This window comes from Micromonospora sp. C97, from assembly GCF_018070385.1.
GTDB classification, from domain to species: domain Bacteria; phylum Actinomycetota; class Actinomycetes; order Mycobacteriales; family Micromonosporaceae; genus Micromonospora; species Micromonospora parva.
In genome coordinates, this window is record NZ_JAGPXU010000008.1 from 72,709 (window position 1) to 96,827 (window position 24,119).

The 24,119-nt window shown below is 71.1% G+C and carries 26 protein-coding genes; 20 read left to right on the top strand and 6 right to left on the bottom strand.

The genetic code is table 11. The features are described 5' to 3' along the window. The first annotated feature begins 84 nt into the window (after positions 1 to 84). Together KBX26_RS13875 and KBX26_RS13880 are read left to right on the top strand one after the other, a co-directional pair. On the top strand, positions 85 to 849 hold the full coding sequence (locus KBX26_RS13875) for an ABC transporter ATP-binding protein (RefSeq protein ID WP_030331674.1): 765 nt from the start codon (positions 85 to 87) through the stop codon (positions 847 to 849). Continuing rightward, on the top strand, positions 846 to 2,537 hold the full coding sequence (locus KBX26_RS13880; RefSeq protein ID WP_210865622.1) for an ABC transporter permease: 1,692 nt from the start codon (positions 846 to 848) through the stop codon (positions 2,535 to 2,537). Before KBX26_RS13875 ends, KBX26_RS13880 begins: the two co-directional genes overlap by 4 nt. Here the strand turns inward: KBX26_RS13880 and KBX26_RS13885 are convergent. Together KBX26_RS13885 and KBX26_RS13890 are read right to left on the bottom strand one after the other, a co-directional pair. Continuing rightward, entirely contained in the window at positions 2,534 to 2,740 is a 207-nt protein-coding gene (locus KBX26_RS13885) for a DUF397 domain-containing protein (protein ID WP_030331677.1), read from the bottom strand. The genes KBX26_RS13880 and KBX26_RS13885 overlap by 4 nt on opposite strands. Then, the gene (locus tag KBX26_RS13890; protein WP_210859166.1) at positions 2,737 to 3,522 is read right to left on the bottom strand and encodes a helix-turn-helix transcriptional regulator; all 786 of its coding nucleotides are present in this window, start codon (positions 3,520 to 3,522) and stop codon (positions 2,737 to 2,739) included. Before KBX26_RS13890 ends, KBX26_RS13885 begins: the two co-directional genes overlap by 4 nt. A gap of 659 nt (positions 3,523 to 4,181) precedes the next feature. On the opposite strand from KBX26_RS13890, the gene KBX26_RS13895 reads away from it, so the two are divergent. The 12 genes from KBX26_RS13895 (at position 4,182) to KBX26_RS13950 (ending at position 16,219) form a co-directional block, all read left to right on the top strand. Beyond that, complete coding sequence (locus KBX26_RS13895; RefSeq protein WP_210865623.1) at positions 4,182 to 4,934, top strand: flavin reductase family protein; 753 nt, start codon at positions 4,182 to 4,184, stop codon at positions 4,932 to 4,934. A gap of 177 nt (positions 4,935 to 5,111) precedes the next feature. Further along, complete coding sequence (locus KBX26_RS13900; protein WP_030331682.1) at positions 5,112 to 5,477, top strand: DUF485 domain-containing protein; 366 nt, start codon at positions 5,112 to 5,114, stop codon at positions 5,475 to 5,477. After that, a complete protein-coding gene (locus KBX26_RS13905; RefSeq protein ID WP_030331684.1) occupies positions 5,455 to 7,146 on the top strand; it encodes a cation acetate symporter in 1,692 nt (563 codons plus the stop codon). The genes KBX26_RS13900 and KBX26_RS13905 overlap by 23 nt, the downstream gene beginning before the upstream one ends. An 89-nt stretch (positions 7,147 to 7,235) precedes the next feature. Then, on the top strand, positions 7,236 to 8,213 hold the full coding sequence (locus KBX26_RS13910; RefSeq protein ID WP_030331686.1) for an NAD-dependent epimerase/dehydratase family protein: 978 nt from the start codon (positions 7,236 to 7,238) through the stop codon (positions 8,211 to 8,213). A gap of 76 nt (positions 8,214 to 8,289) precedes the next feature. Further along, positions 8,290 to 9,516, top strand: coding sequence for an LCP family protein (locus tag KBX26_RS13915; protein ID WP_030331688.1), 1,227 nt, complete (start codon positions 8,290 to 8,292; stop codon positions 9,514 to 9,516). Positions 9,517 to 9,675: 159 nt separating this feature from the next. Then, complete coding sequence (locus KBX26_RS13920; protein ID WP_210858681.1) at positions 9,676 to 10,944, top strand: LCP family protein; 1,269 nt, start codon at positions 9,676 to 9,678, stop codon at positions 10,942 to 10,944. A 175-nt stretch (positions 10,945 to 11,119) separates the two neighbouring features. Continuing rightward, positions 11,120 to 12,082: an LCP family protein gene (locus KBX26_RS13925; RefSeq protein ID WP_030331691.1), complete on the top strand. Its 963-nt coding sequence runs from the start codon at positions 11,120 to 11,122 to the stop codon at positions 12,080 to 12,082. A gap of 58 nt (positions 12,083 to 12,140) precedes the next feature. Continuing rightward, entirely contained in the window at positions 12,141 to 12,476 is a 336-nt protein-coding gene (locus KBX26_RS13930) for a rhodanese-like domain-containing protein (protein ID WP_030331693.1), read from the top strand. Between the two features lie 10 nt (positions 12,477 to 12,486). Further along, positions 12,487 to 13,275, top strand: a complete 789-nt coding sequence (locus KBX26_RS13935; protein ID WP_210865581.1) for a glycerophosphodiester phosphodiesterase family protein — start codon at positions 12,487 to 12,489, stop codon at positions 13,273 to 13,275. Positions 13,276 to 13,330: 55 nt separating this feature from the next. Then, complete coding sequence (locus KBX26_RS13940; RefSeq protein ID WP_030331697.1) at positions 13,331 to 14,785, top strand: PAS domain-containing sensor histidine kinase; 1,455 nt, start codon at positions 13,331 to 13,333, stop codon at positions 14,783 to 14,785. Positions 14,786 to 14,852: 67 nt separating this feature from the next. Next, complete coding sequence (locus KBX26_RS13945; RefSeq protein WP_030331699.1) at positions 14,853 to 15,272, top strand: ATP-binding protein; 420 nt, start codon at positions 14,853 to 14,855, stop codon at positions 15,270 to 15,272. A 59-nt stretch (positions 15,273 to 15,331) separates the two neighbouring features. Continuing rightward, positions 15,332 to 16,219 carry a DUF5926 family protein gene (locus tag KBX26_RS13950; RefSeq protein ID WP_210865582.1) on the top strand — a complete coding sequence of 296 codons (888 nt, stop codon included), beginning with the start codon at positions 15,332 to 15,334 and terminating at the stop codon, positions 16,217 to 16,219. A gap of 15 nt (positions 16,220 to 16,234) precedes the next feature. On the opposite strand, the gene KBX26_RS13955 is transcribed toward KBX26_RS13950, so the two are convergent. Next, positions 16,235 to 17,452, bottom strand: coding sequence for an arginine deiminase (locus KBX26_RS13955; RefSeq protein ID WP_210865583.1), 1,218 nt, complete (start codon positions 17,450 to 17,452; stop codon positions 16,235 to 16,237). A gap of 163 nt (positions 17,453 to 17,615) precedes the next feature. On the opposite strand from KBX26_RS13955, the gene KBX26_RS13960 reads away from it, so the two are divergent. The 5 genes from KBX26_RS13960 (at position 17,616) to pheA (ending at position 21,113) form a co-directional block, all read left to right on the top strand. Next, on the top strand, positions 17,616 to 18,353 hold the full coding sequence (locus tag KBX26_RS13960) for a hypothetical protein (protein ID WP_030331709.1): 738 nt from the start codon (positions 17,616 to 17,618) through the stop codon (positions 18,351 to 18,353). Between the two features lie 167 nt (positions 18,354 to 18,520). Next, a complete protein-coding gene (locus KBX26_RS13965; protein WP_030331711.1) occupies positions 18,521 to 18,979 on the top strand; it encodes a hypothetical protein in 459 nt (152 codons plus the stop codon). A gap of 75 nt (positions 18,980 to 19,054) precedes the next feature. Next, entirely contained in the window at positions 19,055 to 19,444 is a 390-nt protein-coding gene (locus KBX26_RS13970; RefSeq protein WP_210865584.1) for an ACT domain-containing protein, read from the top strand. Positions 19,445 to 19,651: 207 nt separating this feature from the next. Next, positions 19,652 to 20,146 (top strand): hypothetical protein, encoded by a 495-nt coding sequence (locus tag KBX26_RS13975; RefSeq protein ID WP_030331715.1) that lies wholly within the window; start codon positions 19,652 to 19,654, stop codon positions 20,144 to 20,146. A gap of 10 nt (positions 20,147 to 20,156) precedes the next feature. Further along, the gene (gene pheA / locus KBX26_RS13980; protein WP_030331717.1) at positions 20,157 to 21,113 is read left to right on the top strand and encodes a prephenate dehydratase; all 957 of its coding nucleotides are present in this window, start codon (positions 20,157 to 20,159) and stop codon (positions 21,111 to 21,113) included. Between the two features lie 71 nt (positions 21,114 to 21,184). Here pheA and KBX26_RS13985 read toward each other — a convergent pair whose 3' ends face one another. The 3 genes from KBX26_RS13985 to KBX26_RS13995 form a co-directional block, all read right to left on the bottom strand. Beyond that, positions 21,185 to 21,907: an AIM24 family protein gene (locus KBX26_RS13985; protein WP_030331719.1), complete on the bottom strand. Its 723-nt coding sequence runs from the start codon at positions 21,905 to 21,907 to the stop codon at positions 21,185 to 21,187. Between the two features lie 141 nt (positions 21,908 to 22,048). Next, positions 22,049 to 22,396 (bottom strand): metallopeptidase family protein, encoded by a 348-nt coding sequence (locus KBX26_RS13990; RefSeq protein ID WP_030331721.1) that lies wholly within the window; start codon positions 22,394 to 22,396, stop codon positions 22,049 to 22,051. Between the two features lie 171 nt (positions 22,397 to 22,567). Continuing rightward, a complete protein-coding gene (locus tag KBX26_RS13995; RefSeq protein ID WP_210859572.1) occupies positions 22,568 to 22,999 on the bottom strand; it encodes an OsmC family protein in 432 nt (143 codons plus the stop codon). Between the two features lie 131 nt (positions 23,000 to 23,130). Here KBX26_RS13995 and KBX26_RS14000 point away from each other — a divergent pair, with 131 nt between their 5' ends. Beyond that, positions 23,131 to 23,868 (top strand): hypothetical protein, encoded by a 738-nt coding sequence (locus KBX26_RS14000; RefSeq protein ID WP_210865585.1) that lies wholly within the window; start codon positions 23,131 to 23,133, stop codon positions 23,866 to 23,868. Positions 23,869 to 24,119 lie beyond the last annotated feature (251 nt).

Consider the following 24,119-nt stretch of genomic DNA (forward strand, 5'->3'; position numbering starts at 1 on the left):
CGCGATGTGGTCCGCCTCAGGGAGGATCGCGGGTCCGGCCGGCGGCGGAGGGCGTGACTGGCGATGGGCGGATAACGTCGGCGCATGACTGTTGAGCACCCCGCGCTCGCACTGCGTGGCCTGGCCAAGCGGTTCGACGGCACGATCGCGGTGGCCGGCGTCGACCTGGACGTCCCCGCCGGCTCCTTCTACGGCCTGCTCGGCCCGAACGGCGCCGGCAAGACCACCACCCTGTCGATGGCGGTCGGGCTGCTGCGTCCGGATGCCGGCTCGGCCTGGGTGCTCGGCCACGACGTCTGGCAGGACCCGGTGACCGCCAAGCGGTTGCTCGGCGTGATGCCCGACGGGGTCCGGCTGTTCGACCGGCTGACCGGGGCGGAGCTGCTGGCGTACAACGGCTTGTTGCGGGGGATGGACCCGGCGGTTGTCGACCAGCGGGCAGCCGAGCTGCTGGACGTGCTGGCGCTCGGCGACGCCGGTCGGACCCTGGTGGTGGACTACTCGGCGGGCATGAAGAAGAAGATCGGCCTGGCCTGCGCGCTGCTGCACGGCCCCCGGGTGCTGGTGTTGGACGAGCCGTTCGAGGCGGTCGACCCGGTCTCCGCGGCGCTGATCCGGGACATCCTCACCCGCTACGCGGCCGGTGGCGGCACTGTCGTGTTCTCCAGTCACGTGATGGAGGTCGTCGAGCGGCTCTGCTCGCACGTGGCGATCCTCGCCAGCGGCACCATCAAGCGGGTCGGGACGATCGACGAGGTCCGTGGCGACCGCTCGTTGGAGCAGGTCTTCGTCGAGGTGGTCGGCGGGCGCACCGCGACCGGCGAGGAGTTGTCGTGGCTCTCCCGGTGAGCGCTGACGCCACCCCCGCCGCGCCGGCACGGCCGGTCTCCGCCCGCCACTTCGTGCGACTGAAGCTGCGGGTGATGGCCAACAACTTTCGGGGCCAGGGCTGGCGGATCGCCATGTTCATCGGCGGCGCGTTGCTCGGGCTCTGGTTCGCCGCCAGCGGCTTCTTCCTCTTCGCCGCGCCCGGCCTGACCGACAACGGCCGGTACGCGGTGCTGGTCGCGGCGGCCGGCGGCGGGCTGCTGGTGCTCGGTTGGCTGCTGCTGCCACTCGTCTTCTTCGGCGTGGACGAGACACTCGACCCGGCCCGGTTCGCGCTGCTGCCACTGCCCCGGCGCACGTTGGTGACCGGCCTGTTCGTGGCGGCCCTGATCAGCGTCCCGGTGGTGGCGGTGCTGGTCGCGGCGTCCGGGCTGGTGTTGACCGCCTGGTCGCTGGGTGGCTGGTCGGCGGGGGTGGTCGCCGCCGTGGGGGTGCTCGCCGGTTTGCTGCTCTGTGTGGCCGCCAGCCGGGCGGTGACCAGCGCCTTCGCCACCATGCTGCGGTCCCGACGGGTCCGCGACCTGGCGGCCGTGCTGTTGGCGGTGGTCGCCGCGTTGCTCGGCCCGTTGCAGATCTTCGGCCTCGCCGCGCTGCGTGAGGCGGACTGGGATCGGCTGGCAGGTGTGGCGACGGTGATCGGTTGGACGCCGCTGGGCGCGCCGTGGACCGCCGGCATCGACGTGGCCCAGGGGCGGGTGTGGGCGGCACCGGTCAAGTTGCTGATCACGGTGGTGGCGCTCGTCGCCCTGCTGGCCTGGTGGTCCCGTTCGCTGGAGTCGGCGATGGTGGGTGCGGCGAGCGCCGGTAAGGCCCCGGCACGACGAGGGGTCGACGGTGGCGCGGTCGCCCAGCTGTTTCCCCGGGTCGCCGGCTGGGCCCGCCGGGACCGGTTCGGTGCCCTGGTCGCCCGGGAGGCCCGTTACTGGTGGCGGGACGCTCGCCGCCGGGCCAACCTGATCACCATCGCGGTGGTCGGCATCTTCGTGCCAGTGATGATCAACGTTACCGGCGGGGACTTCGCGGCCGTCGGCGACGAGGGCTTCACCGCGGCTGCCAGTGACAGCTCACCGGTCGTGGTGACCATCTCGATGGTCTTCGTGGGGGTGCTCGCGGCCGTCACCCTGGCCAACCAGTTCGGTTTCGACGGCAGCGCGTACGCCGCGAACGTGGTGGCCGGGGTGCCCGGCCGGGTCGAGCTGCGAGCCCGGATCACGGCCTTCTCGCTGTACGTCCTGCCGATGTTGACGGTCGTCGCGGTGGTGCTGTCGTTGCTGCTCGGTGAACCGGGTTGGATCGGGCTGACCGCCGGTGCCCTGGTCGCCACCTACGGCGTCGGGCTGGCGGTGAACTGCCTGGTCTCGGTGCTCGGGGCGTACTCGCTGCCGGAGACGAGCAACCCGTTCGCGATGAACAGCGGCGCGGGCCTGACGAAGGGGCTGCTCACTCTGCTGGCCATGCTCGCCTCGGCGGTCGCCGCGGTGCCGATGGTGGTGGCCGCCGCGCTGCTCGGTGACGCCTGGCTCTGGCTGGCCCTGCCGGTCGGCGCCGGTTACGGGCTCGGCGCGGCGCTGCTGGGCGCGTACCTGGCCGGCGACGTGCTGGACCGCCGGATGCCGGAACTGCTCGCCACCGTCACCCCGCGCCGTTAACCGGCGCGGCGGCCCGGGGTTTGGGCGGCGTCGGCGACGAAGCCGCGCCAGGCACCCGGGGCGAAGGCGAGGATCGGGCCGGAACGGTCCTTGCTGTCCCGGACCAGCACGATGCCGGGCAAATTGTCGGCCACCTCGACGCAGGCACCGCCCGTGTCGCCGGACCTGGTCGACGTCCGCCAGCGGGGTTGAGCAACGGTCATGGCGTCACCTTCAGCTTCCGGATCAGATCCAGCGAGGCGCTTGTAGAGAGTGCTTCGCCGAGCAGGCTATCCCATTTCCGACCAATCAGACGGACGACGTCCGGGTCGTCGATGACGTGCCCACGAGCGACATCCTCAACGTAGGTGACCCGTTCCCCGTCGGGCAGTTCAGCGAGCAGAAAGCCGCCGGTCAGCCCGACGTGAGCACCGGCGTCGAGTGGCACGACGTGCAGCCTGACGCTGGGCATGACGGCGAGTTCCATCAGCCGACCGAGCTGAGCGTCCAGTACCGCCGGCCCGCCGACCGGGCGGCGTAGAGCCGTCTCGTCGAGGACGAAGACGCACTGCGGCGACTCCGCCCGCTGCCACAACTGCTGTCGTTCCATCCGGACCGTGACCAGCTCGTCCACCACCTTGGTGGGATTCAGTCCACCAGCGGAAATGACCGCGCGGGCGTAGTCCTCGGTTTGCAGGAGCCCCGGAATCAGGCACGGCTCGAACTCGCAGAGCCTGATCGCCTGCTCCTCATGATTGCGCCATGGAACGAACCACGTCGGCAGCCGCTGGCGATCGGCAGCACGCAACAGTTCGGCGAGGAGGCCGCCGGTGGCTAGGGCCTCGTCGGCGGCGACCGCGAACTCCATTGTCGGTCGACGTCGGCCGGTCTCGATGGCCGCCACTGTGGATGGACTCCACTTGGTGAGGCCCGCCAGAGCTTCCTGGGACACCTCGGCACCGGCTCGGGCGGCCTTCAACGCCCGCACCCACATTTCGACGTTCATCCTTACCTCTCCGGTAAGTACGTGACTGCGTTGCGTAGTAATCCCTGACATCCTCCCCTGTCCGCGCCTTTCCGTCCAGGGTGGAGAGCACGCGGCCCGGCCGGTGGAGGCGACGTCCCGGCGACTGGGTCCTGCGTTCGGGCCGCCCCGGTCATCCCCCCGATCGGGGCGGCCCTCGTCGACCGGGAGGAGATGAGCCATGTTCCGATTCATCCGGGGCAGGAACGAAGCGCGGTGGTCGTACCGGAAGAAGAAGGTTGCGGCACCGGCGGCCGTGCCGGGCGCGACCGGCTCGGAGCGCTCGGCAGGCCCGCCGGATCGAGCACCCGCATGGGCGAACGGGCCGACGGTCGCCTTGCCGCGACCAGGCCGGGCCGGGTGGCTGACCCCGGCGCAGACCTGGCGGGCGAACGGTGGTCGCTGGTGAATCCCGCAGCCCGGCAGCCGGAGCGGGCCCCAGACGGCGCAAGCGACCGGACGGAGCATCGCCGCAGGGATCGGTGTGTCACTGCGAGCGTGATGTCCCTGAGGCATCAATATGACTCAGCGGCATCACGGTCATTCGGGCATCGCCCTCCGGCGAGCGGGGCGCGCCGGAGCCGGGCGACTCCACCGCCCCGGACGGCCGGAGAGCCGAGGTGAGCAGGCCGCACCTGCCGATGCGGCCGCTCTGGCGGTGTCGCGGCTGCGGGGCGCCCTGGCCGTGCCAGCCGGCGCGGCTGGCGCTGCTCGCCGAGTACCGGCACGACCGGGTGGGGCTGCTGGTCTACCTGGGTGCCCTGATGACGGAGGCCGGCGCTCAGCTCACCCGGCTCCACGGGCGACCCGCCGACCTGCACGAGCGCTTCCTTGGTTGGGCGCGGGGCCGGGGCGGCACAATGTTTCACGTGAATCATGAGCCGGGTGCCGAGATCCACCACACCGATCCGTTCGCGGTGCCGACCGGGCAACGGTCGCCGGTACGCCGGCTGCGTGGTCGGCTCGCCGCACCGGTGACCCTCTGGACGGCGCCCGGTCCGGCCGGGCTGACCGTCTCGTCGACCCTGGTGGCCGAGGGGGAACCGGACCGACTGCTCGGGTTGATCGACCCGGAGTCCGACCTCTGGGCGGCCGTCGAGGAGTCGGGTCGGTTCGCGGTCACGCCGCTCGGTCCGCCGCACCGGCAGCTCGCCGACCGGTTCGCCGGCCTCTTTCCGGCTCCGGGCGGGCTGTTCGCCACCGGCGACTGGGTCGAGACGTCGTACGGGCCGGTCCCGGCGGACGGCGGCGGCTGGGCCGGGTGCCGGCTGGACACCGCCCGGGAGTACGGCTGGGGCCTGCTGGTCGAGGCCACGATCGAGGCCGTCGACCTGGCCGAGGAGTCCGTCCCGCTGCTGCACTACCGCGGTCGCTACCACGAGTTGCCGGCCTGACCGGGGCGTCTCGTCCGGGCCCGACCGATCACCGCAGTGACCTGAGTCACTTGGCGCAGCCAGCCAACCGCTCGGCGCACTCGCCGACCGTCGTCGATCTCAGCCTTCCCTGCCGGGGAGTGCGCTCTTTACGGTGCGCGAAACTCCTCTGACGCCTGTGAAGGTGGTGATCCACAGATGTCCACGGACACACCCGCTCCGGCTGCTTCCGAGTCGGACAAGTACCTGGCCGTACAACGGTCGGACGAGTTCGCCGGGCTGCGGCGTGCGCTGCGCGGCTTCGTCTTCCCGATGACCGTCGCGTTCTTCCTGTGGTATGCGCTCTACGTCATTCTCTCCGCGTACGCCCGGGACTTCATGGGCACGAAGCTGTTCGGCAGCAACATCAACGTCGCGCTGGTCTTCGGCCTGCTCCAGTTCGTCTCCACGTTCCTGATCGCCTGGCTCTACTCCCGGTACGCGGACCGGAAGATCGACCCCATCGCGGACCGGATCCGCGCCGAGATCGGGGAGGTGACCCATGAGCACGGTCCACGCGGTTGAGACGTTCCTCGCGGCGGAGGCGGGCAACCACACCGCCCGCAACCTGACCATCACGCTCTTCCTGGTCTTCGTGGCGGTGACCCTGGGCATCACCATCTGGGCCAGCCGGCAGACCAAGACGGCGACCGACTTCTACGCGGGTGGCCGGTCCTTCTCCGGTTTCCAGAACGGCATGGCGATCGGCGGCGACTACATGTCGGCCGCCTCGTTCCTCGGCATCGCCGGCATCATCGCGCTGTACGGCTACGACGGCTTCCTCTACTCGATCGGCTTCCTGGTCGCCTGGCTGGTGGCCCTGCTGCTGGTGGCGGAGCTGCTGCGGAACTCGGGCCGGTACACGATGGCGGACGTGCTGGCGTTCCGGATGCGTCAGCGTCCGGTGCGTACGGCGGCGGCGGTCTCCACCATCACGGTGTCGATCTTCTACCTGCTCGCCCAGATGGTGGGTGCCGGCGCGCTGGTCGCGCTGCTGCTCGGCATCCGGCCGGGGACGACCTTCCTCGGCATGGACGCGGACACCGCGAAGGTGGCCACCATCATCATGGTCGGCGCGCTGATGATCATTTATGTCACGGTGGGTGGCATGAAGGGCACCACCTACGTGCAGATCGTCAAGGCGTTCCTGCTCATGGGCGGTGCGCTGCTGATGACCATCCTGGTGCTGGCCAAGTTCAACTTCAACCTGTCGGCGCTGCTGGGCCAGGCGGCCGAGGCATCCGGTAAGGGCAGCGCGTTCCTCGAACCCGGGCTGCGGTACGGCGTGGAAGTCGCCGGCAACTCGACGCAGACCTTCTACAACAAGGTTGACCTGCTGTCCCTGGGCATCGCCCTGGTGCTCGGCACCGCCGGTCTGCCGCACATCCTGATCCGCTTCTACACGGTGCCGACCGCCAAGGCGGCCCGCAAGAGCGTGCTCTGGGCGATCGGCATCATCGGCACCTTCTACCTGCTCACCCTGGCCCTCGGCTTCGGTGCGGCGGCGCTGGTCGGCAGCCAGGCGATCACGGCGCAGGACAAGGCCGGCAACACCGCGGCGCCGCAGTTGGCCGAAGCGCTCGGCATCGACTTCTTCGGCGGCGAACTGGGCGGGGCAGCCCTGCTGGCGATCATCGCGGCGGTCGCCTTCGCCACCATCCTCGCGGTGGTCGCCGGGTTGACGCTGGCCTCGTCGTCCAGCCTGGCGCACGACTTCTACGCCAACGTTCTGAAGAAGGGTGAGGCGTCGGAGCGGCAGGAGGTGCGGGTCGCCCGGATCTCCGCCCTGGTGATCGGCGCGGTGTCCATCCTGTTGTCGATCTACGCGCAGAACCTCAACGTGGCGTTCCTGGTGGCGTTGGCCTTCGCCGTCGCCGCCTCGGGCAACCTGCCGGCGATCCTCTACAGCCTCTTCTGGCGGCGGTTCAACACCTCCGGCGCGGTGTGGGCGATCTACGGCGGGCTGCTCTCGGCGGTGCTGCTGGTGTTCTTCTCGCCGGTGGTCTCCGGTGCGGCGACGTCGATGTTCCCGGACCACGACTGGCAGTGGTTCCCGCTGTCCAACCCGGGCATCCTCTCCATCCCGTTCGGTTTCCTCTGCGGGTGGATCGGCACTGTCATCTCCAAGGAACACGACGAGGACAAGTACGCCGAACTGGAGGTGCGCGCCCTCACCGGTGCTGGCGCGCACTGACAGCGGTACCCGACAGGGGGTCCCCTGTTGACGCACGACGTCAACAGGGGACCCCCTGCACCAATTCGACGGTCGGTAGGCTGAGCGGTATGAAGGTTGCTGAGCGCTTTGGTTCCGGTCACCGCGTCCTCGTCACCGGCGGAGCGGGCTTCGTCCCGTCGCACCTGGTAGACGCCCTGATCGCCCGAGGTTGCACAGTGGTGGCGCTGGACAATTTCGTGACCGGCTCCAAGGAGAACGTCGCCCACCTGCTGGACCGGCCGACCTTCACCCTCGTCGAGGCCGACATCTCCGAGGGTCTGCCGACCCACCACCCCGCGCTGGCCGAGCGGTTCGACGCGATCCTGCACATGGCCTCCCCGGCCAGCCCCACCGACTTCGCCCAGCTGCCGGTGGAGATCCTCCGGGTCGGCTCGGTCGGCACCCTGCACCTGCTGGAGCGCGCGGTCGCCGACGGCGCCCGGTTCCTGATGGCCTCCACCTCCGAGGCGTACGGGGACCCGAAGGAGCACCCGCAGCGCGAGACCTACTGGGGCAACGTCAACCCGATCGGGGTCCGCAGCGTCTACGACGAGGCCAAGCGCTTCTCCGAGGCCGCGACGATGGCGTACCACCGCTACCGCGGGCTCGACGCGGCGATCGTCCGGATCTTCAACACGTACGGCCCGCGGATGCGCCCGGACGACGGCCGCGCCATCCCCACCTTCATCTCGCAGGCGCTGCGCGGCGAGCCGATCACCGTGCACGGCACCGGCAACCAGACCCGGTCCATCTGCTTCGTCGAGGACCTGGTGCGCGGCATCCTGCTGCTGCTCGACTCGACCGAGACGGGCCCGGTCAACTGCGGCACCGAGCACGAGCTGACCATGCGACAACTCGCCGAGTTGATCGTGTCGCTCTCCGACAGCAGCTCGAAGGTGACCTATGTCACCCGGGGCTCGGACGACCCGGAGATGCGCCGGCCGGACCTCACGCTCGCTCGTGAACTGCTCGGATACGAGCCGTCGATCGCGCCCGAAGATGGCCTGCGACGCACCATCGAGTACTTCCGGACGCGGCTCGGCTGAGCGGATCCGCGCGTACCGGCCGTCGCTGAGTGTCGCCTGAAGGCGGTAGTGGCTCCGGCTACGTACCCTGAGTTACATGTCCGCGACCTCGTCTGCCGGCGTCCCGCATCCGTACCTGCACCGCAGCGCCGGGCGCGCGTCGGTGCCCGGCCCCGACCGGAGCGCCTCCGGGCGTGCCCGCCCGAGCGAGGCGCGCTTCTACCCGTCGCACGACGAGGAGCAGCTGCGGCCCGGCGGCCCGAACGGGCCCACCGGGCCTGGGGGCCCGGGTGGCGCCGGTGGGCCGGGACGGCGTGGCCCGCGACCGCGCTGGGGGCGGATCGCCCTGGTGGCGGGGGTCGCGGTGCTGGTGCTGGCGCTGCTCGGCAGCGTCGGCGCCTGGCTGTACGCCCGCAACCTCAACAGTGACCTGGCCCGCACCGACCCGTTCGCGGAGATCACCGGCGGTCGACCCGCCAAGACCGTCGATGGCGCGCTCAACATCCTGCTGGTCGGCAGCGACTCGCGGGATCCGGACGCACCGGTCGACACCAAGAGTCAGTGGCGCGCCGACACGATCATCGTCATGCACATCCCGGCCGACCACCAGGAGGCCTACCTGGTCTCCATCCCCCGGGACCTGTACGTGCCGATCCCGGAGAGCGCCGGAGCGGACTGCGGCTCCGGTTCACGCGCGAAGATCAACGCTGCGTTCGCGTTCGGTGGGCTGCCGCTGGCGGTACGCACCGTGGAGTGCTTCACCGATGTTCGGATCGACCACGTGATGGCGATCGACTTCGGCGGTTTCAAGGAGGTCACCGATGCCCTCGGCGGGGTGGACCTGAAGGTGGAACGCACCATCACGTCGATCCACAAGCCGTACCGGACGTTCACCAAGGGCACCAACCACATGGACGGCGCGGAGGCGCTGGACTGGATCCGGCAGCGCAAGCAGTTCCCGGACGGGGACTTCGCCCGGATGCGGCACCAGCAGGAGTTCCTTCGGGCGCTGATGGACAAGGCGGCCAGCACCGGCACGCTGGCGAACCCGAAGAAGCTCAACGACTTCCTCAAGTCGGTGACCGCGGCCGTAACCGTCGACCAGTCTTTCTCGGTTACAGACATGGCGCTGCAGTTCCGTAACCTGCGCGGCCAGAACCTCACCTTTGTGACCAGCCCGAACTCGGGCAGCGACACCATCAACGGCGAGTCGGTGGTGGTGTCGGACCGGGAGAAGGCGCTCGCGATGTACCAGGCCATGTCCGCGGACAAGATGGCCGACTGGGTCAAGGCCAACCCGCCGAAGAGCAACGACGGCGGCTGACGCCAACCCGAGGGGCACCAGCCGTTCGGGTCATCGAACAGCGACGATCGTCTGAGTCTGCGAAATTCGACGTCCGGATTGACCCGGGATGAACTCGCCAAGTCGATTTGATGTACGTACAGTGGTGCCGCCCCCTCCTGATCACGAGCTGGAGCACGCATGCCGGTTCAGGCCAGTCGTCGCCCTTCTTCCCCCGGGTCCGCCGCCCCCAGCGGTCGAATCGCTGCGGCCATACCCGCACAGTCGCGCCCCGGTGGTGGCGGGCCAGGCTCGCGCCCTCCGGGCGGCGGCGGTGACGGTGGTGACGACCGCCCGGGTGGCGGTGGGGCGAAGAAGCGGACCAAGCGCAAGGACCCGCTCTGGGCCAAGCTGACAGTCGTCTTCGGTGCCGTGTTGATGCTCAGCAGCGGCGTGGCCATCGTCGGCAGCAAGGCGCTGATCGGGCAGGCGACGGGCGGCATCGCGAAGGGCAACCTGCTGGGTGAGGCGGGCAAGTCCGACGCCGAGGGCGGGGCGAGCCTGGACGGCCCGATCGACATGCTGCTGCTCGGCGTGGACGCACGGGAGCGCTGGGCCGCCGACGACGTCCGCTCGGACAGCATCATCATCCTGCACATTCCGGCCACGCACGACCAGGCGTACCTGATCTCGATCCCCCGGGACACCGAGGCGCAGATCCCGGCGTTCGAAAAGAGCGGCTACGGCGGCGGCTCCGGGAAGATCAATGCCGCGTTCCAGGCCGGCGCCGCGAACGGTGGCGGCTGGGAGGGTGGCGCCCAGCTGATGGCCCAGACGATCAAGCGGCTCACCGGGATCAGCTTCGACGGCGCGGCGATCATCAACTTCGGTGGCTTCAAGAACGTCATCGACGCCCTGGGCACGGTGCGGATCTGCGTCACCCAGGAGGTCAAGTCGCTGCACATGTCGTACGTCGACGGCAAGCCGATGTGGAACGCGGACGCCAAGAAGACCGGCAAGCAGCGGACCCCGGTGGTGCACAAGAAGGGCTGCCAGGAGATGGAGGGTTGGGCCGCGCTCGACTACTCCCGCCAGCGCAAGACCCTCAAGAACGGCGACTACGACCGGCAGGCGAACCAGCAGCAGCTGATCAAGGCGATGGCCAAGAAGGCCACCGAGGGTGGGATGCTGACCAACCCGGCCAAGATGAATAACCTGATCAAGGCGGCGGGCAAGGCGTTCGTGCTGGACACCGGCGGCGTGCCGATCGAGGACTTCATCTTCACCATGCGCGGGGTCACCGGCAACGAGCTGACCATGCTCAAGACCAACAACGGCACGTTCAACGCCAACGGCAACAACACCGAGGGCTTGAACGAAGAGACGATGGCCATGTTCCGGGCGGTCAAGCAGGACAAACTCGCCGAGTTCGTCTTCACCCACCCCGAGGTGATCTCCACCCGCAAGTGACGCCGGTAGTCGCGGAAAAGCAGCGACGACCCCGTCACCGCCCGTAGCCTGACGTGAGCAGGTTTCACGTATCGGCTGCGGGGAGGCGGTCACGTCCAGGTGGGGACGGAACGCAGCGGGCCGGGCCGGAGCGGCCCCGTCCGCCCGGTCACCTCGCGCCCGTGGGTCGCGCATCATGCTCGGCGTCGGCCTGGCCCTCGTCCTGCTGGCCGGGCTCGCCGTGGCCGGGCTCAAGACGCTCAGCCACCGGTACGACCGCACGGTGACCAAGGAGCAACTGCTCGACCCCGACGCCCGTACCGCCCGCACCGACCTGGACGGGCCGCTCAACTACCTCCTGGTCGGCTCCGACCGACGACCCGGCGACAGCGGCCCGGACCAACGCTCGGACACCATCCTCATCGTCCACGTCCCCGCCGGGCAGCGGGAGGCGTACCTGGTCTCCATCCCGCGTGACCTGCTGGTCGCCATCCCGCCCGCCAACGGCTTCGGCGGTGGCCAGGACAAGATCAATGCGGCGTACGAGCACGGCGGCGGCGGGCAGGCCGGCGCCCAACTGCTCTCCGCCACCCTGCACCGGCTCACCGGAATCCAGTTCGACGGCGCCGCGTTGATCGACTTCTCCGGCTTCCGGAAGGTCATCGACCTGCTCGGCGGGGTACAGATGTGCGTGGACACCGAGGTCCGCTCGATCCACACCAACCGGGTCTTCACCACCGGCTGCCACCAGATGGACGGCGCGCAGGCGCTGGACTACGTCCGACAGCGCTACGACCTGCCCGGCGGTGACTACGACCGGCAGCACCACCAGCAGCAGTTGCTCCGGGCGATGCTGGACAGCGCCGGCAGGGCGGACCTGCGAAGCAACCCCGTCAAACTCGACCAGGTGCTGCGGGCGGTCGGCAGCTCGTTGACAGTCGACACCAACGGCGTACCCCTGGAGGACCTGCTCCTCGCGCTGCGCGCGCTGCCGCCCGACGGGATGCGCGGCGTCCAGGTGCCCTCCTCGCCGCAGACCATCGACGAGGTCTCGTACGTGGTGCTCGACAACGGGGGCAACGGGCTGTTCGAGGCACTTCGCGACACCCGGGTGCCGGCCTGGGCGCAGGTCAACCCCCGCTGGGTGACCCGGTTGTGACGGTGTCGACGGCCCGGTCGGTGCCGAACCGGGCCACGAGGATCTAGTGTTGCTTCCTGTGTTCGGACCCCAGGTTCCCACCGTGCCCGTGACCGAGATCGCCGACGAGACCTACCTGCTGGACGTGCGGGAGGACGACGAGTGGGCGGCCGGCCACGCCCCCACCGCCCACCACCTGCCGATGATGCAACTGCCGGCCCGACTGGCCGAGGTGCCCACGGACCGGGAGGTGGCCGTCGTCTGCCGTTCCGGCGGGCGCTCCGCCCAGGTCGTCGCCTACCTGATCAACAACGGTTGGGAGCAGGTGCGCAACGCCGACGGCGGGATGCGCCAGTGGGCCGCGGTCGGCCGACCTGTGGTCGACGCGAACGGGCAGCCCGGCCAGGTCATCTGAGGCCGGCGCAATGGGCGGGCCACTGGTCTTCGCGCACCGCGGCGCCTCGTTCGACCTACCCGAGCACACCCTCGCCGCGTACCTGCGCGCCCTCGACGAGGGTGCCGACGGCCTGGAGTGCGACGTCCGGCTGACCCGGGACGGGCACCTGGTCTGCGTGCACGACCGACGACTCGACCGCACCAGCAACGGCCGCGGTCTGGTCAGCGCGCGCACGCTCGCCGAACTGGACGCCCTGGACTTCGGCTCGTGGCACCCCGGCAGCGCGCCGGACGGCGACCTGCCACCGGACGAGTCGCACACCCGGCTGCTGACCCTGGCCCGACTCCTGGACGCGGTGCTCGCCGCCGGCCGGCCGGTCCGGCTGCTGGTCGAGACGAAACACCCGTCCCGTTACGGCTCGAACGTGGAACGGCGACTGGTCAACCTGTTACGCCGGTACGGGCTGGCCGACCCGACACCGGGCGATCCGGTGCAGGTCACCGTCATGTCGTTCTCCCCGTTGGCGGTCCGTCGGGTGCGCGAGCTGGCCCCGACGCTGCCCACCGTGCTGTTGCTGGAGGTGTTGCCGCGCTGGTTGCGGTTGGGTCGGCTGCCGTTCGGCACCCGGATCGCCGGGCCGGGCATCAGCCTGGTCCGGGCCCGCCCGCAGCTGCTGCCCGCACTGCGCGCGGCCGGCAACCAGGTGTACGTCTGGACTGTCAACGAACCGGCCGACCTGGAGTTGGTGCTGACCGCCGGGGTGGACGGGGTCATCACCGACCGGCCGGCGTACGCCCTCGCCCGGCTGGACCGCTGAGCCGATCGGCCGGGCGGGGGTGCCCAAAACCGGGACGGCGGGGCAGACTCGGCACATGCCGGAGCGTATCGATTTCCCCGCTCTCATCGCCGGCCACACCGTCGTGATCGAGATGATCAACTCTGGGGACGCGGGCCTGCCGGTCCTCACCCAGCTGCTCCGGGTGGCCCAGCCGGCGCTCGGCGCGACCGGGATGGCGTTCGTCGAGTTCGGTCCGACAGGTGGCCGGGTGATCGCCGCTACCGGCGTGGCCGAATGGGCCCTCGGCCGACCACTGGCTGTCGACGACCCGGACACCGTCTGCCTGCTCGCCGGGCCACGGGTGCGCCAGGTGCGGGTGGGTGACCTCAACGGCAAGCTCGCCGGCGAACTGGCCGGCAGCGGCCTGCGTCGGATGGTGGTCTCCCGGGCCGAGATCGGCGGCCACACCGTCGGCAGCCTGCACGCGCTCTATCCCGGAGACGACGAGCCGGGCCCCGAACAGCAGGGGGTGGTCGGCTACCTCGCGTCCTGCGTCGGGCACATGTACGGCGACCAGAGTGGCCTGCCGGTGCACGGTGACGGCCCGGTGGTGGCCGCCCTCGCCGACGGGCTGGCCGTCGTCGACCGGGACGGGCACGTCCGACTCTGGAACCCGGCCGCCGCCCAGGTCACCGGCCGGACGGTCGAGCAGGCGCTGAACCACCCGTTGCCGTTCCCGCTGCCGCCCTCCGGGCAGGTTCGCGACCACCGACTGCCGGACGGCCGCTGGCTGCGGATCACCTCCGGCGAGCTGCCCGGGCCGGGCACGTTGCGGGTGGTCACCTTCCGCGACATCACCGACCAGCAGCGCCGCGATCACGACCGGGAGCTGTTCGTCGCGGTGACCAGCCACGAGCTGCGCACCCCGGTAACGGTGATCAAGGGCTACGCGGACACCCTCACCGACCACTGGGAGTCGCTGACCGACGTCGACCGCCGGCAGGCCGCCCGGGTGATCGGGCAACGCGCCAACGAGCTGGCCCGGCTGGTCGACCGGCTGCTCAGCTCCGCGGCGGAGGTGGGGCCGGGCGACGACCCGCCCACCCCGTTCGACCTCGCCGAGGCGCTGCGTTCCGCCGTCGTGGACCTGCCGGCGGAGCTGCGCCGCCGGCTGGTGCTCCGCCTCCCCGGCGATCTGCCCAAGGCCCTCGGTCACCGGCCCAGCCTGGCCACCGTGCTCACCGAGTTGACGACCAACGCCGGTAAGTACTCGGCACCGGACTCACCCATCGAGATCACCGCCTCGGTCGACGGGCAACTGGTCGCGTTCCGGGTCAGCGACCAGGGCATCGGCATCCGACCCGAGCACGTGGAACGGGCCTTCGACAGGTTCTGGCAGGGCGAGTCCGGTGACCGTCGCGGATACCCGGGTGCCGGGCTCGGCCTCTATCTCGTCCGCCGGATCGTTGAACAGCAGAATGGATGGGTATCCCTACGTCCGAGGAACGGCGGCGGTACGGTCGCAGAGGTGCGGCTACCACGCGGTTGACCGAGGGTGGCGCGACGTGGAGGCGACGGTGGCAGCGGCAGCGGTAGCGAGGGATCAATCCTGGTGTGTGGTGGTTCCCCACCACCCGGGTGGGGCACGGCTGGCCCGACACCGGCTCGCCGCGGAACTGGCCGACGCCGTACCCCCGGCGCTCCTGGCGGACCTGATCGCGGTGCTCGCGGAACTGGTGGGCAACGCGGTACGGCACGCCAGGCCGCTGCCCGGCGGCGTGATCCGGGTCGCCTGGCGGCTGCGGCCCTCGGCCGAGGGCGCACTCATCCAGTTGCGGGTCACCGACGGCGGCGGCGCGAACAGCGGGCCCCGACTCCGGACGGCCAGCCCGGACTCGGCGGACGGGCGCGGGCTGCACATCGTGGCCGGCCTGGCCACCCGCTGGGGCGTCGAACAGGACGGCATGGGCCAGCGCGTCTGGGCGGAGTTCGACCTGGCGCCGGCACCCCGACCCGACCTGGTGCCGGCGGGCTGAGGACGGCCCGGGCGGGTCCCGGCCACGGCGAGCCGCTCGGGGCTCTAGGCTGTGACGCCGTGAGTAAGCGTCGAAAGAGCCAGCGCACCGCCGCCGACACCACCCCCCGCCGCGACAAGGTGCGGGACGTCTTCGTGCCGCGTCCGTTCGACGGGCTGGTCGACGAGTCCGAGTGGATCGCGCTGCGCGAGTTGGTGCCCGCCGCCTCCGCCCCGCTGCGGCTGGCGCCCGCCGTCATCGAGGAGTTCGGTGACCGGGCGGTGACGCTCGCCACGGTGCTGCCGATGGCCGCCCCGGCGATCACCAAGCCGGACGGCCGGGTGCTCATCGGTCTCCAGCGCCATCAGCAGTCCGGCGACGTCTCCCGGGATCTGGCCGACGCGTTGCTCAGCGCGTTGCGTACCGAGCCGGGCGGTCAGGTGGCAGTGCCGCCACTGCCCGGGCCCGGGCCCCGCCTGCAGGACATCCTCGTGGACGGTCCGCTGGACATCACCATGCACGACGGTTTCGAGTTCTGGCTCGACCCCGGGGCCGCCGACGACCCGACCGTCCAGGCGTCGCTGGAGCGGGCGAACGCGGCCATCTACCCGACGGTGCGGCTGACCGCGGCGAAGGCCGCGTACTGGTGTCAGGTGCCGGAGAAGGCGCACGTGCGCTGGGTGCTGCCGGACGACGAGGACGGCGCCCTCGACGCGTTGGCCCGCCTCGGCGCGGCCGGCACCCTGACGCTCGGCGAGCAGACCAAGTTCGCCGGCATGTTCCGCGCGCACGGTCGACTCGTACCGGTCTGGGACCTGCCGGAGGACACCCCGGCGGCCGAGTGGGAGGAGCCGGTGGCGCAGTTCGCCAAGCGGTACGCCGAGGCGCTCACCGTCACCGACCCGCTCGACGCCGCCGACCGTCGGGCCCGTCAGGGGCTGCTCGGCCGCCAGCTCACCCTGCGCTGAGCCGGGCGGTCCCGTTCAGCCGTTGACGGGTAGCGGCTCGCGGGTGATCGGGCAGGACATGCAGCGCGGCCCGCCCCGGCCGGAGCCCAGCTCGGACCCGGCGATCGGGATCACCTCGATGCCGGCCCGCTCGAGTTGGGCGTTCGTCTCGGTGTTGCGCTCGTAGCCGACGCAGAGCCGTGGGGCCAACGCGAGGGTGTTGTTGCCGTCGTCCCACTGCTCGCGTTCGGCGGTGACCGGATCCAGCCCGGTGTCGATGACCCGGAGCAGGTCGAGGTCCATCGCGTCGGCGGCGGCCCGCAGGAACGGTGCCGGCCCGTCCACCCGCGGGTCCTCGCCGTCCCCGCCGGCGATCACCGTGTACGCGGACAGCGTGCTCGCGATGTTGGGATACATCAGCACGGCATCCACGTCGACCATCGTGCACACGGTGTCCAGGTGCATGGTGGCGCGCTCCTGGGCGATCGGCACCACCAGGATGGTGTGGGCCAGCCCGGCGGCGAAGACCTGCCGGCCGAGGCGCTCGGCGCCGGCCGGGGTCGTCCGCTCGCCCACCCCGACCGCCAGCACCCCGGGTGCGAGCAGCAACACGTCGCCGCCCTCCAGGTGCTCCAGGCTGGGGCGGTAGACGAACTCGGTGCCGGCGAACCGGGGGTGGTGGCGGTAGATGGCGTCGGTCAGTGTGGTTTCGCGGCGGCGGGCCGGCATGGCCAGGCTGGTGACACCCACCCGGTCGCCGATCCACAGCGACGAGTCGCGGGTGAACAGCAGGTTGGGCAGCGGGTCGATGACGAAGTCGTGTCGGTCCATCAGCGTGTAGACCAGCCCACCCGGCCGCTCCGAGCTGATCCGCAACTCCTCGTGGGCCAGCCCGGCGGTGAGCACGTCGGCCAGGGCGGCCGGGTCCAGGTAGGAGAGATGGTCGGCGACGCGGGCGCGCAGGGTGTCGCCGAGCCGTGGGGAGCGCAGCACCTCCTCGGTCAGCTCGGCCCGGGCGTCCTCGACGGCGAGCGTCTCGGCCAGCAGGGTGGCCAGGTAGAGCACCTCCACGCCGCGCTCGCGCAGGGCGGCGGCGAACGCGTCGTGCTCCTCCTGGGCGCGTCCCACCCAGGGGATCGCGTCGAACAGGAGCGAGTCGTTGTTGCGTGGGGTGAGCCGGGCCAGTTCGGGGCCGGGCCGGTGCAGCAGTACGGTGCCGAGCCGCCCGACTTCACTGTCGACGTAGTGGGTCACTCCCGCAGCGTAGGGCAGGGTTTAGCGGCATCCGAGAAAAGAACTGTGGATGAATATGGCATTCATCCACAGTCACTCCGGCGTTCCGGCTTGCCGAACACCGGTAGTGGCAACGTAGGGTAGTGAGGACATAACTTCGAGGGACCTTTTGCCGGAGGTCGCGATGACTGTCTTTCCCGCACGACGAGCCGTACCGTCCGCTCGGGCACTGCCGCCCGTCGCGGTGCCACACCCCCGCGTCGAGGCGCCGGGGGTTCTGGAACCGGTCCGTCCGACACCGCTCGAATGGGCCCGCCGTCGTCGGGCCGAGCGGGGTGCCCGCCGCCTGGAGGCGGCCGGGGCACGGGCGTTGGGCCAACTCGACCATCTCGGGCCCGCCTGGCACGTGATCGAGTGGCCGCGCACAGACGTGACAGACGTGCTCGACCGCGGGCAGGACGACCGGGCCGGGTTCCTCGCCATCGGGCCGAGCGGTCTCTTCGCCGTGACCATCGCCGACCACGGCCGGGCCAGGGTGCTCGTCGCCGGCGACGTCGTGCAGATCAACGGCAAACGGCCCCCGTACGTGGCCGAGTCCCGCCGGGACGCCAAGCGGGCCAGCAAGGCCCTCTCCGACGCGGTGGGGCTGCCCGTCCCGGTGACGCCGGTGCTGACCTTCGTCGGCTCCGGCGTCATCAGCGTCTACGGCCTTCCGAAGGACTGCCTGATGGCCACCCACCGGGAACTGGACCGGTTGCTCGTGGCCGGAGGCAGCCGGATCAGCCCGGCCACCGCCGAAAAGCTCTCCCGGGTCGCACAGCACCCCAGCACCTGGCTGAACGGCACGTACCGTCCAACGGCCGACTACCGGTGGTACGACGAGGGCCGAACGGCCGCTGACAAGCCGGCCCACCGCCGGTAACGTCACCGGCGACGCCACGCGGCTCCGGTCCCCCTTCACCTCACCGGTCTCCGCGCCGTCGCCGGTCGCCTCGGTCAACCCCGCGCGGCCCGGTGACCCGGTGCGCTCGGTGATTCCGTCGGCGACCCGCTAGCGTGGACAGTCGATCGGTGCACATAGGAGGCGCGGTGGCCCACGTCGAACTTTCGCTCTCGGAAGCGTTCGTGCCGGCGGCGCGGGCCTCGACAGAGCCGGAGTCCGACAACGTCGGCCAATGGTCGTCGACAGTCTCCCGGGCCGATGAGCCGTGTCTGCTGATCGACGCCGACACCCGGGTGGTGGCGATCTCCACGGCCGGCTGCGACCTGCTCTGCCTCGGCGAGCCGGACGGGCTGATCGGCCGACCGCTGCTCGACGGCGGGCTGCGCCTGCTCGACTTCACCGCCAACCGGGGCGAGCTGACCGAAGCCGAGATCGACAAGATCCCGCCCCTGCTGGCGCTCTCCTCCGGCCGGCTGGCCCGTGGGCTGCTCCGGGTGCAGGCCGCCTCGGCGAACAGCTCCGACGCGACAGTCGACGCGATCTCCACCCCGCTGCTCACCGACGGCACCGTGGCCGGTTCACTCACCTTCTTCTCCGAGGTCTGACCTGCGGCGGAGTGTGTCGTGTGCCGCACGCGGCGTTGCCCGGGCGGGCCCGCCGGAAGGCCGTAGGGTGCCTTCATGCTCGATATCGCCCTGTTGCCGGGGGAATACGCTGTGTGCCGGATGGCCGCCGGCAGCACCCTGCCGTACGCGCTGTCGAGCGGGCTGCACGGCGCTGACGTGGTGACGGTGAGCTGGACCTCCGACGGCATCTCCGTGATCTGCCCGATCGACCGGGCGCCGGCACAGGCCGTACTGGAGACGACCTGGCGTTGTCTGCGGGTCACCGCCCCGGTGGCGCTGGCCGGCGCCGGCAGCCTGGCCGCGCTCGTCGACCCGCTCGCCGAGGCCCGGGTCAGCGCCGTCACGTTCTCCACGTTCGACACCGACTATCTGCTGGTGCCGACCGTCCGGCTGACCGAGGGAACGGCGGCCCTCCAGCGTGCCGGGCACCGCGTCACCGGTTGACCTTCACCCGATCGGCCGCTCACCCTACGATGGGCTCGGCCACCCCGGCCGCGACGAATTCTCCGATGTCCCGAGGATCGGCCCGTGCCGTTCACCCCACCCCACCCCGCTCCCCCCGCACCGCAGGCGACGATTCACCCCCCACCGGCGACTGACGAGCGAGCAGCGCATCGCGTACCCACGCCGGCCATCACCCGGGTCCTGCCGATGGTGCTCGCCGTCGCGGTGCTGGCCGGCTGCGGTGCCCCACCCGGGCTGGGAGAGCCGACGGGCGTGGCCACGCACACCGCGAGCCCGACGACACCCGCCCCGAGCACCGCACCCACGACCACGCCGCCCACCGCACCGCCGCTCGCCACTGTGACGCCCACCGCGGACGCCGGGTTGGTCGCGACCGCGTGCCGCAACGGGCCGACCGGGCAGCGGGTTCAGCAACTCTTGCGCGGCCAGGCCGGAGTGCTTCCAGCGAACGTCCGGGTGCGGGTCCGCACCGGGCCACTCTGTGCCGGCGACTGGCAGTTCACGGTGCTGGAGGTGACCGGGCACGAGGAACTCCAGGTGGTCACCCGGGGCAGGGCCAGCGCCCCGGTGCTGGTAACCGCCGGCACCGACGTCTGCACCGTCGAGGTACGCGCCGTCAGTCCGGCCGGGATCCGCACCCTGGCCTGTGACGCCGGCCCGGCCAACGGGCCAGGTGCGTAGGCTGATCGGCATGCCGGGAACACCGCCGACGCGATTCGTCTACCTGGGGCCGGAGGGCACCTTCGCCGAACAGGCCCTGCGCTCCCTGCCCGCCGCCGAGCGCGGCACCCGTACACCCGCCCGGAGCGTCGGCGAGGCGCTGGACAGCGTCCGGGCCGGCGACGCCGACGCCGCGCTGGTGCCACTGGAGAACTCGATCGGCGGCGCGGTGGGCGTCACGCTGGACGAGATGGCCGAGGGCGAGCCGTTGGTGATCACCCGGGAGGTGGTCCTGTCGGTGGAGTTCGTGCTCGCCGCGCGACCCGGCACCTCGCTGACCGAGATCCACACCGTGGCGGCCCACCCGCAGGCGTCCACCCAGTGCCGGGGTTGGCTGCGCGACCACCTGCCCGACGCCGTGGTGGTCGATGTGCTCTCCAACGGCGCGGCCGCCGCCGGTGCCGGCACTGGCGAGTACGACGCGGCGATCTGCGCGCCGATCGGCGCCTCCGGGCACCGGCTCACGACACTCGCCGACAAGATCGCCGACCACCCTGACGCGGTGACCCGGTTCGCGCTGGTGTCCCGCCCCGGGCCGCCCCCGCCGCCGACCGGTGACGATCTCACCTCGCTCGCGGTCTACATCGCCCACGACCGGGTCGGCGCGCTGCTGTCCGTGCTGATGGAGCTGGCCGTCCGGGGCGTCAACCTGACCCGGATCGAGTCCCGTCCGACCGGCGAGGCGCTGGGCCGCTACGTCTTCTTCCTGGACTGCACGGGCCACGTGGCCGACGTACGCCTGGGCGAGGCGTTGCAGGGGCTCCGTCGGGTCTGTGCCGACGTCCGCTTCCTGGGCTCCTACCCCCGGCACCGATGGGCCGGGACGGCGGGCCAACGCCCGGTCCCCGCGCCGGCGGGCCTCTCCGACGTCGACTACGCCGACGCGGCGGCCTGGCTGACCCGACTACGTACCGGTGAGCTGACCTGACCGGCCGGGCGCCCCCGAGAACCGGGAGCGCCCACGCCGCTGTGGTGGTCAGCTCAGCGCCGCCGTCGTGGTCAGCTCAGCAGGCCGCCGAGCAGGCCGCCCTCCTGCTGCTGCTGGCCGCTGCCCATGACCGGCGGCTCCTCGGACGGCTGCACCACGACGAAGCCCTGACCGGCGAAGCTCATGGTGAACGACTCACCGGTGCGACGGCCGAGCAGCGTGCCGAGGCCGAGCTGCTCGGCCCGGTGGTAGCCGGTCTGGAGGTTGGCCGACCAGCAGACGGCGGCCTGCGGGTCGACGTACGTCGGGGCGTCCACGTTGAGCACGACCGGGGTGCCCTTGGTGGTGATGGCGATCCGCCCGTAGCCGCTGAAGACACAGTTGAAGAGGCCGGAGGACGACGCCATCCCGGCACCGCCGACCATCCTGATGTCGTACTGGAGGGTGGAGTCGAAGGCGAGCACGCTGCTGCCGTTGATGGAGAGGGCGTCGCCCGGCTCCAGGTCGATGATGTGCACGTCCTTGGCCAGCTCGGCGAGGAAGACGTCACCCTGGCCGGAGACCTTCATCAGCGGGACACCCTCGCCGGTGAGCTTCTGCTTGAGGAACTTGCCCAGCCCGCCCGAGCCCAGCGCCTGGAACTGCACATTGCCCTGGTAGGCGACCATCGACCCGACCCGGGCCATTGCCTCGCCGTTGAGCTCGATCTTCAACATCTTGGAGTTCTGCAACCGCATGCCGGGCTGCGCGGACTCCTTCTCCAGATTCTCCGTGGAGAACAGCTCGCTGCGCATGAAAGGGCCTCCTGAATAGGGTCGCGTTCGCTGCACCGACGGTAGGCGACCCCGGCAAGCACCAGCCATCGGTTGGGCGGCGCGTCGCGACCGTCGAGCGGCGGGGGCGGGGGCAGGGGCGGCGGGGCGGCGAGCCCGGGCTCAGCCCCAGCCGAGCGCGTGCAGCCGCGCGTCGTCGATGCCGAAGTGGTGGGCGATCTCGTGCACGACTGTCACCGCCACCTCGTCGATGACGTCCTCGTCGTTGTCGCAGATCCGCAGGATGGGATGGCGGTAGATGAAGATCCGGTCCGGCAGCACCCCGGAGTAGTCCCAACCGCGCGCGGTGAGCGCATGCCCCTCGTAGAGGCCGAGCAGGTCGGCCTCTCCCGGTGGCGGGTCGTCCTCGACCAGGATCACCACGTTGTTCATCAGGCCGAGCAGTTCCTCGGGCACCTCGTCGAGGGCTTCGCCGACCAACTCCTCGAAGCGCTCACGGCTCATCTCCACCGGCACCTCGCCCATTGTGCCCGACGCGGGGGCAGGCGGCCCGGCTCTGCTGGACGACTATGGCCGTCATTCGCCCCCGCACGCCGTCATTCGCACCCGCACGGAAGAAGCGACCACCCGGGAACGGGCGGAGGCTTCTTCCGTGGACGTACGCGGTGTGGGTCGGCTTGCTCAGGCGGCCAGGCGGGCGCTCAGGGTGATCTCGGCACCCGGCGAGAGCAGACGGGAGATCGGGCAGTTGGCCTTGGCGGCCTCGGCGAGCTTCTGGAACTCCGCCTCGTCGATGCCCGGGACCTGGCCGACCGTCTCCAGGTCGATCCGGGTGACGGTCATGCCGGCGTCGGTCTTGTCCAGGTGCACCTTGGCGGTGGTCTCGACCGAGGTGGCCGTCGAGCCCGCGTCGGCAAGCGCCTTGGAGAACGCCATCGAGAAGCAGCCGGCGTGCGCGGCGGCGATCAGCTCCTCGGGGTTGGTGCCCTCACCCTCCTCGAAGCGCGACTTGAAGGAGTAGTTGCCGGACAGGCCGCCCTTACCGGTGCGGACGGTGCCCGCGCCCTCGGTGAGGTTGCCCTGCCACTGTGCTGAAGCGGTACGGATTGGCATGGGGCAAACGCTAGCGGAAACGCGACCGCCGAGCGACAGACCGGCGCGCTCGCCAGCCCTGCGATCCCTGTCACCACCAGCTTGCTGTGCCATGATGCGACCCAGGCCCGAGACCGGCGGAAGGGTGGCCGATGTCCGAGGAGCTTCCAATCCCCCGGCAGGGCGATCGGTCCGAGGCCCCCGCCGTGATCGAGTGGGGTGCCGTCGACACGACCCGCCGGGGCCGGTTCGCCTGGTCCCTGGCCGGCTTCGCGCGGGATCCTCGGCTGCCGCTGCTGCTCGCCGGTCTGGGCGCGGTGGCCGCGATCGCCTCACTTCTCGGTGAGTGGCTCGTGATGAGCCTGCCGAACGGCGGGCCCGAGGGGAACTCGACGATCGAGGTGCCCGCCGGGGTGTCCGAGGTCGGTGGCTTCGGGGTGGGCTACCTGGTCGGCCTGCTCGCCCTCGTCTGCACCGTGGTGCTGGCGTTGCGGGGCACGGCGGCCGTGCGGCCGAACGCCCGGCTGGCCGGTCTCGCTCTGGCCGGTGCCCTGTTGGCACTGCTGGTGGCCGCCACTGCCACCCTCGACGACCCCAGCCAGCGGGACTTCTTCTACTCGCCCGACGACGGCTTCCGGGCCGAGTACGGCCGTGGGCTGGTGATGGCGTTCGCCGCCTGTGTGCTGTTCGCGGCCGCCCTGCGGCTGGCGCCTGCCGCACCCCCCGGCGCGTTCGACCCGCCGGACGAGGACCGGTCCGCCGACGGGCCAGCACCGCGCCCCTGGCGCCGCCGCCGCAACCCCGACCCGATCGAGGACGGCCTGCCCGCCCCCGCCGACCTGACCGTCACCCCCGCCGCCCCCTTCACCCGCCCCGACCCACAGCACTGACCTCCACCGTCACCCCAGCCCACGTCGATAACAGCGCCCCACCACGCCCGGGTCCCCGGCCCCCGGCCCACCGCGGCCTGCTCCCAGGCCCCGGCCGACCCCCCACGGTCCCGCGCCCAAGCCCTCGGCCCACCCCCGCCAAGATCGTGCTTGAACATTGATGTAGTGGTATCCGCGCGGCCCGCAGGCCACTACTTCCTTGATTGAGCACGATCTTGGGATGAGCGGGGAACTGGCGGTCGCACCGGCCC

Coding starts and splice junctions, on each gene's coding strand:
- KBX26_RS13940 (WP_030331697.1), top strand. CDS start 13,331: ATGCCGGAGCGTATCGATTTCCCCGCTCTCATCGCCGGCCACACCGTC.
- KBX26_RS13885 (WP_030331677.1), bottom strand. CDS start 2,740: ATGACCGTTGCTCAACCCCGCTGGCGGACGTCGACCAGGTCCGGCGAC.
- KBX26_RS13920 (WP_210858681.1), top strand. CDS start 9,676: ATGCCGGTTCAGGCCAGTCGTCGCCCTTCTTCCCCCGGGTCCGCCGCC.
- KBX26_RS13995 (WP_210859572.1), bottom strand. CDS start 22,999: ATGCCAATCCGTACCGCTTCAGCACAGTGGCAGGGCAACCTCACCGAG.
- KBX26_RS13985 (WP_030331719.1), bottom strand. CDS start 21,907: ATGCGCAGCGAGCTGTTCTCCACGGAGAATCTGGAGAAGGAGTCCGCG.
- KBX26_RS13975 (WP_030331715.1), top strand. CDS start 19,652: ATGGTGCTCGCCGTCGCGGTGCTGGCCGGCTGCGGTGCCCCACCCGGG.
- KBX26_RS13935 (WP_210865581.1), top strand. CDS start 12,487: ATGGGCGGGCCACTGGTCTTCGCGCACCGCGGCGCCTCGTTCGACCTA.
- KBX26_RS13970 (WP_210865584.1), top strand. CDS start 19,055: ATGCTCGATATCGCCCTGTTGCCGGGGGAATACGCTGTGTGCCGGATG.
- KBX26_RS13875 (WP_030331674.1), top strand. CDS start 85: ATGACTGTTGAGCACCCCGCGCTCGCACTGCGTGGCCTGGCCAAGCGG.
- KBX26_RS13890 (WP_210859166.1), bottom strand. CDS start 3,522: ATGAACGTCGAAATGTGGGTGCGGGCGTTGAAGGCCGCCCGAGCCGGT.
- KBX26_RS13925 (WP_030331691.1), top strand. CDS start 11,120: ATGCTCGGCGTCGGCCTGGCCCTCGTCCTGCTGGCCGGGCTCGCCGTG.
- KBX26_RS13960 (WP_030331709.1), top strand. CDS start 17,616: ATGACTGTCTTTCCCGCACGACGAGCCGTACCGTCCGCTCGGGCACTG.
- KBX26_RS13910 (WP_030331686.1), top strand. CDS start 7,236: ATGAAGGTTGCTGAGCGCTTTGGTTCCGGTCACCGCGTCCTCGTCACC.
- KBX26_RS13900 (WP_030331682.1), top strand. CDS start 5,112: ATGTCCACGGACACACCCGCTCCGGCTGCTTCCGAGTCGGACAAGTAC.
- KBX26_RS14000 (WP_210865585.1), top strand. CDS start 23,131: ATGTCCGAGGAGCTTCCAATCCCCCGGCAGGGCGATCGGTCCGAGGCC.
- pheA (WP_030331717.1), top strand. CDS start 20,157: ATGCCGGGAACACCGCCGACGCGATTCGTCTACCTGGGGCCGGAGGGC.
- KBX26_RS13915 (WP_030331688.1), top strand. CDS start 8,290: ATGTCCGCGACCTCGTCTGCCGGCGTCCCGCATCCGTACCTGCACCGC.
- KBX26_RS13905 (WP_030331684.1), top strand. CDS start 5,455: ATGAGCACGGTCCACGCGGTTGAGACGTTCCTCGCGGCGGAGGCGGGC.
- KBX26_RS13895 (WP_210865623.1), top strand. CDS start 4,182: ATGCGGCCGCTCTGGCGGTGTCGCGGCTGCGGGGCGCCCTGGCCGTGC.